Origin of the sequence: Allorhizobium ampelinum S4 (genome assembly GCF_000016285.1) — a bacterium.
Taxonomy (GTDB): Bacteria; Pseudomonadota; Alphaproteobacteria; order Rhizobiales; family Rhizobiaceae; genus Allorhizobium; species Allorhizobium ampelinum.
In genome coordinates, this window is record NC_011982.1 from 39,448 (window position 1) to 51,246 (window position 11,799).

The 11,799-nt window shown below is 56.3% G+C and carries 5 protein-coding genes and 7 pseudogenes; 4 read left to right on the forward strand and 8 right to left on the reverse strand.

Annotated elements, in window-relative coordinates:
* Positions 1-42: 42 nt before the first annotated feature.
* Together AVI_RS31910 and AVI_RS31915 are read left to right on the forward strand one after the other, a co-directional pair.
* Positions 43-294: a S24/S26 family peptidase gene (locus AVI_RS31910; protein ID WP_080517077.1), complete on the forward strand. Its 252-nt coding sequence runs from the start codon at positions 43-45 to the stop codon at positions 292-294.
* Positions 295-306: 12 nt separating this feature from the next.
* Positions 307-465, forward strand: a pseudogene (locus AVI_RS31915) (hypothetical protein); the annotation flags it as partial.
* Here the strand turns inward: AVI_RS31915 and AVI_RS24660 are convergent.
* Positions 462-1,812, reverse strand: a pseudogene (locus AVI_RS24660) (IS3 family transposase). The pseudogenes AVI_RS31915 and AVI_RS24660 sit on opposite strands and share 4 nt — an antisense overlap.
* A 166-nt stretch (positions 1,813-1,978) precedes the next feature.
* Between AVI_RS24660 and AVI_RS31585 the strand changes: the two are divergent.
* Positions 1,979-2,101, forward strand: a pseudogene (locus tag AVI_RS31585) (IS481 family transposase); the annotation flags it as partial.
* Here the strand turns inward: AVI_RS31585 and AVI_RS24670 are convergent.
* From AVI_RS24670 to AVI_RS24695, 5 genes and pseudogenes are all read right to left on the reverse strand, one after another.
* Positions 2,098-3,197, reverse strand: a pseudogene (locus AVI_RS24670) (IS630 family transposase). The pseudogenes AVI_RS31585 and AVI_RS24670 overlap by 4 nt on opposite strands.
* A 150-nt stretch (positions 3,198-3,347) precedes the next feature.
* Positions 3,348-4,084: pseudogene (locus tag AVI_RS29970) on the reverse strand (IS5 family transposase).
* Between the two features lie 480 nt (positions 4,085-4,564).
* A complete protein-coding gene (locus tag AVI_RS29360) occupies positions 4,565-5,509 on the reverse strand; it encodes a sensor domain-containing diguanylate cyclase (protein WP_012648940.1) in 945 nt (314 codons plus the stop codon).
* Entirely contained in the window at positions 5,506-5,928 is a 423-nt protein-coding gene (locus AVI_RS24690; RefSeq protein ID WP_041699550.1) for a helix-turn-helix domain-containing protein, read from the reverse strand. Before AVI_RS24690 ends, AVI_RS29360 begins: the two co-directional genes overlap by 4 nt.
* A 14-nt stretch (positions 5,929-5,942) precedes the next feature.
* Positions 5,943-8,154 (reverse strand): annotated as a pseudogene (locus tag AVI_RS24695) (putative bifunctional diguanylate cyclase/phosphodiesterase).
* Between the two features lie 529 nt (positions 8,155-8,683).
* Between AVI_RS24695 and AVI_RS24700 the strand changes: the two are divergent.
* Positions 8,684-9,436: an IS6 family transposase gene (locus tag AVI_RS24700; RefSeq protein ID WP_041699462.1), complete on the forward strand. Its 753-nt coding sequence runs from the start codon at positions 8,684-8,686 to the stop codon at positions 9,434-9,436.
* A gap of 379 nt (positions 9,437-9,815) precedes the next feature.
* Here the strand turns inward: AVI_RS24700 and AVI_RS24705 are convergent.
* A pseudogene (locus AVI_RS24705) lies at positions 9,816-10,532 on the reverse strand (IS6 family transposase).
* Positions 10,529-11,779, reverse strand: coding sequence for a glucoamylase family protein (locus AVI_RS24710; protein ID WP_041699553.1), 1,251 nt, complete (start codon positions 11,777-11,779; stop codon positions 10,529-10,531). Before AVI_RS24710 ends, AVI_RS24705 begins: the two are co-directional and overlap by 4 nt.
* Between the last annotated feature and the right edge of the window lie 20 nt (positions 11,780-11,799).

The following is an 11,799-nucleotide window of genomic DNA, read 5'->3' on the forward strand; positions in this document are numbered from 1 at the left end:
CGGCGCTGGGTGATTGCGTTCATCACTGCGAGCGCGAGCGTCATGGCCGCTCTTGCAGGGATCGGGTTTGGCCGCATCAGGCTGAACATGACGCCGAGCGAGCCCCTTGGTATCTGGCGCATCAAGCCTTTTGGGAGAGAGCCCATCGTCGGTGATCTCGTGTTCATCTGCCCTCCGTCCAAGCCGCAGTTCGAGGAGGCATGGCAGCGCGGCTATCTCCGACGTGGACTGTGTGCCGATCCTGCTCTGAAACCCGCAATCGTCGAGCAGTTCATCAAACGGGCAGGGTCCTAGGATCCACTCTTTAATACGGTTCGCTCTGCGGGCCGAGTCATTCTAGCACCGAAGCCTGCGACACCGGATGATGCCCTGACGCTGATCCGTAACTGTCCGTCGTCGAATGATTTGAGACTTCCTCGGCTTTGGAAGAATGGAGTTTCCGGCTCGGTTTGCGCGTTGATTTAAGCTGCTTTCTTTTGGTGGTTCAAGCGGCGTTGTCTGATGGTGTCTCTTTTGATCTTTTCGCGTTCGAGCAGTATGGTCTGGCCGCGCCCGGAGTAGACGTCGGCTGGGGTAAGATTGTCGAGGCTTTCGTGATAGCGCCGATGGTTCTAGTGCTCGACAAAAGCCGCGACCTGAGCTTCGAGGTCCTCCTGGAAGAAGTAGTTTTCGAGCAGGATGCGGTTCTTCAGCGTCTGGTGCCAGCGTTCGATCTTGCCCTGCGTTTGCGGATGGCCGGGAGCGCCGTGGACCTGCCCGATCTTGTATTTCTCCAGCCATTCACCGAGATCGGAAGCAACGTAACACGGGCCGTTGTCGGACAGCAGGCGCGGCCGGTGTTCGACCTTGACCTTGTCGCATCCTGATGCCGCAAGCGCCAAGTCGAGCGTGTCGGTAACATCCTCGACTTTCATGCTGGTGCACAGCTTCCAGGCGATGATGTAGCGCGAGAAGTCGTCGAGGATGGTCGACAGGTAGAACCATCCCCAACCATGACCTTCAGATAGGTGAAGTCAGTTTGCCACATCTCGTTCGGGCGCGTGGTCTTGTCCTTGAACTCGTCGTTGGCCTTGATGACGATATAGGTGGGCGACGTTATCAGATCGTGGGCCTTGAGCAGGCGGTAGACCGAAGCCTCTGATACGAAATAGCTTTCCGTGTCGGTGAACTTCACGGCCAGTTCGCGCGGCGACAACTCGGCATGATCCAGCGCCATTTCGATGATACGGTCCCTGACATCGTCGGGAAGACGGTTCCATACCCGTGACGGGGCGGATGTCCGGTCTTCCAGCCCCTCGACGCCGTAGGTCAGGAAACGATCATACCAGCGGTAGAAGGTCGGCCGAGGAATGCCGAGCTTGTCGAGGGTCTGCTTGGCAGGCAGGTGGGATTCTTCCACGAGCCGGATAATCTCAAGCTTCTCGGTGGCGGGATATCTCATTCGTCGCCGTCCCCATCCCCGATCATGCTTTTTTTAAGCAGGCGGTTTTCCAGGGTGAGGTCGGCCAGAGCCTCCTTCAGGTCGCGGCTTTCACGGCGCAGTGCTTTCACCTCGTCAGTGGTTGCCGAACGGGCGGTGTCGCCCGCAAGCCGCTTCTTGCCAGCTTCGAGGAATTCCTTGGACCAGCTATAATACAGGCTCTCGGCAATCCCTTCACGTCGGCAGATTGCGGCAATGCTGTCCTCGCCACGAAGGCCTTCCAGCACGATGCGAATTTTCTCTTCCGACGAATGGTGCTTGCGCGTGGCGCGGCGGATGTCCTTGATCGTCTTCTCGGTCGTCGATGTCTGCGGCCCGGATTTTTGTCTCATCTTCGCTTCCTTTGAATGAGCTACGATGAGCCGAAAATCCTCTCTTCTCAATTAAGCCAGTTCTGTCTCATGGGCGCTGATGTCGGACAACGATAGGAGGCGAAGGTAGACGAAGAAATGTTCATGCCCACTGCTCTATCGTACAAAACTTAAGACGACACTGCTCGCCAAACAGCTCAAAGCGTTACGATTCAAAACACCCTACGAAGCCATCCGCCAACTCAGCGAGAAAAAGCCGGAAATCTTCATTCGAAACCCAAGCCATGACATGTTGGGACCAAACACCTAGTCACCGGAATCTGAAGTTCGGCTCATTGTTTTTTGGCAGAATCGCTTGACGGAGGCGAGGATTTGGCCGGCGGATTTCACCCATCTGTATGGCTTGGGATTCTCGTTGTGCGTTGCGATAAACGCGTCGATGTCGGCTTCCAGTTCGGCGGTGGAACGATGACACCGCGTTGCAATTGCTTGCGCATCAGCTCTGCAAACCACCGCTCGACTTGATTGATCCAGGAGGCTGACGTTGGCGTGAAGTGAACATGCCAATGCGGGCGGCGTGCGAGCCAGGCCTTGATCCTCGGCGTCTTGTGGGTCGCATAGTTGTCCATCACCAAATGCACGTCCGGCCCCTTGGGCATCTCGGCGTCAATCCGCTTCAAGAAGTCGAGAAATTCGGTCGCCCTGTGACGTTTGTAGCACTGGCCGATTACCGCGCCAGTCGCAACGTCGAGCGCGGCGAACAGGGATGTCGTGCCGTTGCGGACATAGGTATGGGTGCGCCGCTGCTCGGCGATGCCCGGCGCCATGGGCAGAACCGGCTGCTCGCGATCCAGTGCCTGGATTTGCGATTTCTCATCCACGCATAGCACGACTGCCCGATCAGGTGGCGACATGTAAAGGCCGACTATGTCTTGCACCTTATCAACGAACAGGGGATCGGAAGACAGCTTGAATGTCTCCGAACGATGCGGCTGCAAACCAAACGCGGTCCATATCCGACGGATGGTGGTGTGCGACAGCCCGCGGTCGGCTGCCATCAAACGGATAGACCAGTGCGTGGCATCCTTCGGGGTGGTGTTCAATGTCCGTTCGACGACCTCAGCTACCTGGGCGTCAGAGACGGTTCGTGGCCGACCTGCGCGATATTCGTCGGTCAGCCCGTCAATGCCACCCTGCACGCACCTGCGGCGCCACTTGCCAACCGTGTGCTCGTGGACGCCAAGGCGTTCGGCAACATCTTTGCTCCGCAAGCCCTGCGCGCACAGCAAAACTATCCGGCATCGATCCGACAGCGAGCGCGGCGCCTTGTGCCGCCGCACCTGAGACTCAAGAAAATTTCTATCCTCGTCGCTCAGAGCGACAAAGCCCGCTTGCCTGCCGACCATCAATCAAACTCCCGCTGTTACAACAGAAGCAAAATAAAATGATGCCTACTTTAGTTCCACGTTACTAGCGGCTTTGCCGCCGTAAATCGCTCATCTGGTCTTGTTATTTATGCTGAAATCAGTAGCGTTGGAACCTGATTCGAAAAGAACTCAATAGAAATGGTACCTTGCTAGCCTGCGGGTGAGAATTCGGATGTGGGCGATGAGCATCCAGGCTTCAGCGGAAGCGATTGACTTCTCCCAATCTTTGGCCAGTTGCCGGCATCGGCCAAGCTAGGCGAATGTGCGCTCCACCACCCAGCGACGCGGCCGCACTTCAAAGCGTCGGAGGACGGTTTTGAGAGCCGCCACTGCGTCATCGCGGTCTTGAATGTCAGCGCTGTGGACGACGAGCCCCACCATCAAACCGAGCATGTCGACAACGATATGACGCTTGCGACCTTTGATCTTCTTGCCCGCGTCATAGCCCGCAATCCCGCCGCTTTCAGTCGTTTTGACACTCTGACTGTCGATCACCCCGCCGTTGGCGAGGCTTCCTTTCCCTCCAGTTCTCGCGTCTCCATGACGAGATGATGGTTGATCCGCAGCCAAAGGCCAGTCGCCCGCCACTCGTAGAAGTGACCCTGCACAGTTGAATAGGGTGGAAAATCCTTCGGCAACATCCGCCATTGGCATCCGGAAGACGCGATATAAAGCAGTGCGTTCAAAACCTCGCGCAACTCCGTCTTGCGGGGGCCGCCGAGCCTGCGTGGCGTCGGCATAAACAGAGCGATCAGCGACCACTCCCTGTCGGTAACATCACTTGCATAACGCCCCGTCCGTCGGCCATATTGACGACGGATGAAATCAGTCAGCCCATTGCGGTCTCCATCGAATTTTAAGCAAATCCGAAAGGAAGCACAACTGGCTGATTTCACTCAACTCTTTTTCAGTCAGGCTCTTACAGGATGCAGATCCGCCGGTAGCATAGGAAGCGCCAATCTCCAGTATCCGAGGCTACTTCTCGTCATCAAATACGTCTACACGATCACGCGATGGGAAATAACTTTAAAGACCAAGAACAATATTTGGTATATTTTATAACCGTCGGATCGTTGCCACCGATCTCGATGTCTAACGCTTTGCCCCGAATGCCCCACATTGCCTGGGCAAAGCTAAGGCCCGGATTGGCTCGCTTCTGGCTAGCTATCCGGGCCTCCTAGATGCATGAATCGCCGATCTGGACAACGCCGTCGCTGAGCAATCACTTCAGCTGGGAACCGGTGGCGGCGATAAAGGGGATCACGAACGGTTTGGGTCATGCCGCAAAATCGCACAGGGCAATCGCCGAGGGGTTAACGTTACGATGCCGTGGCGCTTGCTCTGGTTTATGCGGCGGGATTGGAGAACCATTCCCAACCACCCCGCCCTGTCCTTTTTCGTCTGTAAAGAGCCTGATCGGCTTGCCGTATAAGACCGGCCAGATCTGTGGCGTCTTGCGGATAAAGGCTGACCCCGATGCTCGCGCCAAGGGTTATCGTTTCCACATCAAATACGAATGGCGCGTCAAAGGTGGCATTGATGCGATCACAGATAGCCTCTGCCTGTGTGTCGCTCTGAAGGCTGGACAACAGAACCACAAACTCATCGCCACCAATCCGGCCGACGAGATCCGTATCGCGGACGGCGTTGCGCAGGCGATCGGCAACCATCTTCAGGACTTGATCGCCAGCCTCGTGCCCCAGACGGTCGTTGACCGGCTTAAAACCGTCGAGGTCAACGAGCAGGACCCCCAGCTTGAGGTTGGCTTTCGTTGGTGCCGATGTGACTTCGGTTTCCCAGCGCTCGTGCAACGCCCGGCGGTTTGCGAGTTCGGTAAGAGGATCTTCCATTGCGATGCGACGGATGGCGTCTTCGGCAATTTTGCGATCTGAAATGTCCTCGAAAGTAGCGATCCCTATCCCGACATCCCAAAGTAAGGTCCCGCGGTGGAGCGTTGTGCGATATGTCCCATCAGCACAACGCACCCGGCATTCAAGCGGATCGATTTCCGCAATGCCCGATTGGTCTCCCCTCCAGAGAGCGGCCCAACGTTCGCGGGCGGTACGCCGCTCTGCCGACGTTGCGTAGACTTCTGCAATCCACTCATCGACGGTTGCGAAACGGCTTTCAGGATATCCGAACAACCTGATAAAGGTGCGATTGACGAAACGGATGTCCCCGCCCGGAAGGGTCGCCCAGGACATGGCAACAGGCATGGCATCGAGGATGATATGCAGGTCGCGGAATGATGTTGCCGAACCCGTTTCCGCTCGCTCGAAAAGTTCCTTCATCCCCCACTCCCTGCTTCACCAAGACCTGCTTCAGAGATCGATTTTACGAGGCCCACGACGCGTTTGCGAACGAGTGGTGAACTGATCAGGGCGAAAGCCCTGTTCAGATCAAGGCCCTCGTTATTTGCGAGAAACGCGGTGATCTCCTTGCCCGGATTCGACGTGATATCGCCCTCAGTTCCGGAACTCTGATCGGGAAAGAAATACGAAAACGGCACACCAAAGATGGTTGCGACGTTCTGCAGCCGACTTGCGCCGACGCGGTTCTTGCCCTTTTTGTATTTCTGAACCTGCTGGAATGTCACGCCCAGAGCTTCGGCAAGCTTGCCCTGGCTCATTCCAAGTATGCGCCGCCGTGCTTTAATGCGCTCCCCCACTTCGATATCGACGGGATTAGGTACCTTTGGTCCTCTCTTCATGTCCTCGAAATTACTCATGCTGTTTTCACCTTCCTATGGTTCAACTCTGCTATCGTTCCTGCATCCCGTTCGCTCGGGACCGGTTTGCCATAAAAATAGCCCTGAACTTCGGTGCATCCTTCTTCAAGAACGCGGATCAGATGCGCTTCCGTCTCTACGCCCTCAGCAACGGTCGTGACGCCGAGACGCTTGCCCAGATCAGCGATTGCCCTGACGATCGCGGCCGACTCCGGCCGCTCGACGGCATCTTTCACGAATGAGCCATCGATCTTGATCTTGTCGAAGGGGAAGGCGCGCAGATGGGTAAGGGACGAATAGCCGGTCCCGAAATCATCCAGCGCCACGCGAACACCCATGTCGCGAATGCGGCGCAAATCGCCAATCACACCATGTTCATCATAAAGCATAGCTGTTTCGGTCACTTCGATTTCCAGCCTGTAAGGGGACAACCCGGAACGGGTCAGTGCCGCTAGAATGGCCGATGCGATGGTTCCTTTTCCGAGTTGCGCGGCCGATACGTTGACCGCCACCCGTGCAGCATCGCTCCACCCGGCCGCATCAAGGCACGCGGTATTTAGAACGAAGTCGCCGAGCTGGTCGATCAGCCCGCTTTCTTCAGCGATCGGCACGAATTCGGCGGGCGAAATCCAACCCCGCTCAGGGTGAAGCCAGCGGACAAGGGCTTCGCGTGCAGTTATCTTCTTGGTGTGAGCGTCAATAATCGGCTGATAGAAAACGAACATGCCCTGACGTGTTGCAAGCGACGTCCGGAGCTTTGCACAGAGGCGGACCCGTTTCTGTATCCGGCTCTCCATATTTTCGCTAAACGTCCTGTGTGTCCCCTTGCCCGCCGCTTTCGCAGCGTAAAGAGCAATGTCCGCACGCGCCAGCAGCGATTCTCCGGTGTCGCCGTGTATTGGCGCGATAGCTATTCCGATGGACGCACCCATCAGGATTTGATCGTAGGGAAGAGACAGCGTTTCAATGATACGGGACGCAAAAGTTTCAAGTTCGGATGTTTCAACATGCGGAACCAGAATGGCGAACTCGTCACCGACACGATGACCACTGGTGTCATTCACTATTTTGAAGCCGTCAAGATCAATAAACAGGAGGGCGGGTCCGTCGCCCGGAAGGGCAAGGGCGGAATCCATGTTCTCGTTGAACGTCACACGGTTGGCGAGACCGGTCAGTGTGTCGTAATGGGCGAGGTGGCGGATTTGCCGTTCCGCTTCCACTTCCTTTGTGACGATCGCCCAAGTCAGCATCGGCCCGAGATATGTGTCGTCATCCGCCATGATCGCGGACACCTTCAGGTCCAAAACTTCCGGGCCGAGATCGATGCGGGCATTGTGCGGCAGGTTTTTGGGGTCTGACAGGATGCGTCGTTCGTGCTCGGGATGGCGATGGAAGACATCGATAGACGAACCAAGGAGACCGTCGGCCTTCAGGGGCAGAAGATGCTCGATGCTGCGGATGAGATCTTTCGAGGTTTCGTTTGCATAGGTGATCGTAAAACCTTCGGGTTCGACGGTCATCACCGCTACCGGCATGTCGTCGATCATGCGCAGCAGCCGCCCCTGTTCCTCCTGCTTGCGGCGTGCTTCGGTCTGCCTCGTCACCATCTGCGAGATAAGTGGCATAGTTGATGTTGAGGATCACCAGCATGCCGATCGAAACCAGTGCGATATTGATGGCGGTGGCGATGAAAGTCGGTTGCCCGGTCGCAGCGAAAAAGAAAATGAATGCGCCGTTGACGATGATTGTTACCGTCAGAGCGGCCGAGCGCAGATGCATCAGGCAGAAGATGCAGGAAATCACCGTGATCGCCATATAGAAGGCGAGGTGTGAGCGGGCGTAGGCGTCGCCATAAGGATAGAGGAAGAATGACCAGCCGTTGAAAGCGATCGCGATTACGAACGCCAATCGGTTTGTGCATCGCAGGGCATTCAGCGCGGTGAATGGCGTTGGCTTGGAGTGGCGGGATCTCCACCAGTGGACGATGCGCATAACGCATCCGATTGTCAGAATGCTTGGGATGCCTATCGAGAGCCAGAGAGGTGCAACCGGCATGTGGGTTCCCGCGACCACCCGGGTGCTCGAAAGCAAAATGAGGTACATCAACGGCATTTGCGGTGAGAACGCGAGATATTGTGCTTTCAGCAATTCAGGGTTTTCGCCCGAAACCTCCAGTGCACGCCGAAATTTATCAATCAACGGCTTCATGAACAGAACCTTCCCGTGGTGTCGCAATCAAAATGACCCGACCGCCGGTTTCTCATCCGACGCAACAGTACGGCATCATGCCGTTAACACAAGGGAGAGTGTTCTCAAGCGAGCCTTTCCGGTCGCCTCAGTAGGAGAATCTGCGGTACGCCCCCAAGCCTCTTTCCTGACCCCTTGATCGGGGAGTTAGTAAACCGAGTACGCCCGGTCCCATGGACCTTTAGTTCGGAGGAACCTGGACATGCGCCCATGGCTCCCCGACCCAAAAAGGTCAAGGAATCCGGTGCCTTGTCGGCAGGCACCAACCGACGTACTTCGGGGTTACTACGCCCCAAGGCTGCGCGCAGCCCCAATTTGTTTTACAATGGAACAGGTTAATGTTTTAATCTTTTCTGAGCATGGGATAGATTCTCAACGCGGATTGGCGCTTGGCCTGCAAAGCTTTGCCGGGCTTGTCGCAGTTTTTTCGGTTAACGGTATGTTGACCATCGGAAGAGAAATTCCGCTCCTATTGTTGCGGAGCGTACCGATGGTTCTGAATGCCATTACCGAGAAGCTGAAACGCCAATCGAAAGACGATTTCAAGGGACGACATTTTGAGGCGTGGCTGATCGTGCAGGCGGTTGCCTGGTATTTGCGTTATCCGCTCAGCTATCGCGATTTGGAGGAAATGGTCCGGGAACGCGGTTTCGAGATTGACCATAGCACGATCAACCGCTGGGTTCTGGCCTACGCACCGATGATCGAGAAGCGATTACGTCAGTTTCGTCGGCCACATTGCGGCTCGGTTCGCGTCAATGAGACCTACGTCAAGATCCGCGGCAAGTGGCGATACGTGTATCGCGCAATCGACAAGCACGGCAATCCCGTCGACTTTCTGCTGACGGCAAAGCGCGATCTTGATGCCGCCAAGCGGTTCTTCCGCAAGATGCTGAAGGACGAGCCCTTGTTGTCACCGAATAAGATCGGCACGGATGGCGCCAATACGTTTCCGTCGGCGATCAAAACATTGGTCGATAGCGGGCTGTTGCATCCAGATCCTGTGCACTATGCCACCAAGCATCTCCAACAAGGCATCGAAAGCGATCACTTCCGGCTGAAGAAGAACATGCCCAAGATCGGCGGGGTCCAGTCATTCAACACTGCGCGGCGAACCATCGCGGGTTTCCAGGCGATGCTGTGGTTGAGGAAAGGCTTCGGCTATTCCGGCGGCTGGATCGTCAACGACCAGAACGATCTGCTTGCGCGCCTCTTCGGACTGCAAAAGGTTAACAAAGTATAAATGCACACCGTTTAGGGGATAATCGCGGCCCACGAAAATCTTTGCGACATGTGTGGACGGCCTCCGTTTGGCAAGGATTATTTTGGTGTTTTGACAGGTTGGTCGGTAGCAGGCATGTGTCCGGCCTTTGATTGCGGCCTCTCAAGACTGCCGCTGGCCATGATGAAGTCCGCAGATCAGGTTCCAAACAAGCCCCCGCGCTTTTCGCGCTCGTCGCAAAGCGGATTATCCCGATCCGGGTTTCGACCCTTGTCATCACACCATCAGCACCTCACCAATTCGTTTGGCCTCAAAAAACTCTCGATGCGCTTTGTCAGCTCATCGCTGGGCAATGTAAACTTAGCGCTTCGCAGTCATGATTTGGGGTTGAGGTTTTGGTTTAGGCGGCTTGAATGCCAGCGATTTGGTACCATGTTTGCATGGCTGTTTCTCGCAATTCGCGATGATGGGTGGATGGAATGTCGTGGCGGGGAACGTGAAAGAGGTTGGCAATCGGATCGTGGATGGAAACGAACCGTTGAAGGTGCCTCGCTGACTTGAAGCGCCTCATAATCCTTTCACGCCGTCGGACAGGCTGATGAGAATTCTCGGCCCGATTGTTCAGGCCCTTGTGCGAGCGATGTTCGATACCGGGCATGATATCACGCTTCGCCGCACCGTAGGATCGAAGCTTGTCGGTGATTATCACACGCGGCGCACGGCATTGCCCTTTCAGAAGCTTTCGCATCAAACGCTTTGCCGCCTTGGCATCGCGGCGGCTTTGCACCAGCACGTCGAGAACAAAACCGTCCTGATCGACGGCGCGCCAGAGCTAATGTTTCTTGCCGGCGATCGTGATGACAACCTCGTCGAAGTGCCATTTGTCACCGAGCCTGCCGGCAGATCGCTTGCGGATATCATTGGCAAAATGTCTACCGAACTTCTCCGCCCAGAGCCTCACGTTTTGGTGAGAGACGATGAGGCCACGGGCAGCCAGCATATCCTCGACCATCCGCAGGCTCAGCGGAAACCGGAAATAGAGCCAAACGGCATGGGCAATCACCTCGGCTGTAAATCGATGGAGACGATAAAGAGGATCACGGGCAAATCTGGTCATGCCACAAGATCCCAAATGTTGATCGATGCCAGGTTAACTTTACAGTGCCCCATGAAGAGATTCCATAGAAGCCCCGACCGGTGGTTCTCGATCATCGCCACGATCGGCCCCTGGTTTACGGCGAGGTAGCTTTTCGAAATCCACCGTCCATTGGCCGCGAACGCATCGACAAATCCGTAGCGGCCCCAGAGCCGCCCATCGGCAGCCACAAGATAATACCTGAGCGCGGCTTCAGCCGCTTCTGGCAGGTATGGAAAACTCGAGAGTGCCGCCGTTGGGGCAATAATCCCGCGGTCATTGTCCGGCGCGCTGGCGATATATTTTCTTGGCCCGTGCGACGACGTCAGCCCCCAACAAGCCGCACCATAGCCGGCATGCTGGTGCGGATTGGCCACGGCGTGAGCATGGTGGATCGACGCATGAGCGACGTTCTGTTCCCAGTAGTCGCAATATCGGTCCCGCATCCTGCTTGGGTCGAGGCCGCAGAAGGAGGAGTGCGCCAGGAAGAGGGGACCCCCGAACGGCCGGCCTACCGGCAGTATGTGGCCGTAGTAGCCATTGCCATTTCGCAATGTTCCATTTCCGGCCCAACCGTGATGAAAAACATTGTCGTCAATTGCGTGGCGTCCCGCGCCCGCAGCAAGAATGTAAGCGAGCAGCCCCTCATTCCAACCCGTGATCGGAAGCGCCATCTTCCATTGATGCTTTGGGCTCCAATGCCAATACAGCGGCCTGGATGGCTCAGGCGCGTACCAACACCGCTCGACCTCATCGACCAATTCCTGGATCAATATGCGTAGCGGACGCTCTCCTGGTGCCTCGCCATCGAAATATTGGCGTGCGCATATCAAGCCTTGTAGAAGGAGGGCGGTCTCGACGAGATCGCCGCCATCGTCACGGTGCGAGAAAGGCACGACCTCTCCGGTTGAGCCGTTGATGAAATGCGGGAATGCGCCATGGAAACGCGGCACATCCTTCAGAAAGGCGACCGTCAGAAGCATCCGCTCCATCGCTTGCCCGCGGTCGATCCAGCCACGGCTGACGGCGACAATGATAGCCAGGAACGAAAATCCCGAGCCGCTGATGGAAACGAGATCGTTGCGCGCATCACCCCAGGTCAACCTGCGATCATAGGCAAGGCCACTGACGGGATGCGCACCCTCCCAGAAATAGGCAATCGTCGTCCTCTGAACGCGATCGAGCAGTTCTTCGAGCGGGGTTGAGCGGGATGGCGGCGTATTGGTCATATGCTGTGAAATCTCGGCGC

Excerpts from the sequence above, each read along its gene's own strand:
- AVI_RS31910 (WP_080517077.1), top strand. The coding sequence starts at position 43 with ATGGCCGCTCTTGCAGGGATCGGGTTTGGCCGCATCAGGCTGAACATG.
- AVI_RS24700 (WP_041699462.1), top strand. The coding sequence starts at position 8,684 with ATGGTTCTGAATGCCATTACCGAGAAGCTGAAACGCCAATCGAAAGAC.
- AVI_RS24690 (WP_041699550.1), bottom strand. The coding sequence starts at position 5,928 with ATGAAGAGAGGACCAAAGGTACCTAATCCCGTCGATATCGAAGTGGGG.
- AVI_RS29360 (WP_012648940.1), bottom strand. The coding sequence starts at position 5,509 with ATGAAGGAACTTTTCGAGCGAGCGGAAACGGGTTCGGCAACATCATTC.
- AVI_RS24710 (WP_041699553.1), bottom strand. The coding sequence starts at position 11,779 with ATGACCAATACGCCGCCATCCCGCTCAACCCCGCTCGAAGAACTGCTC.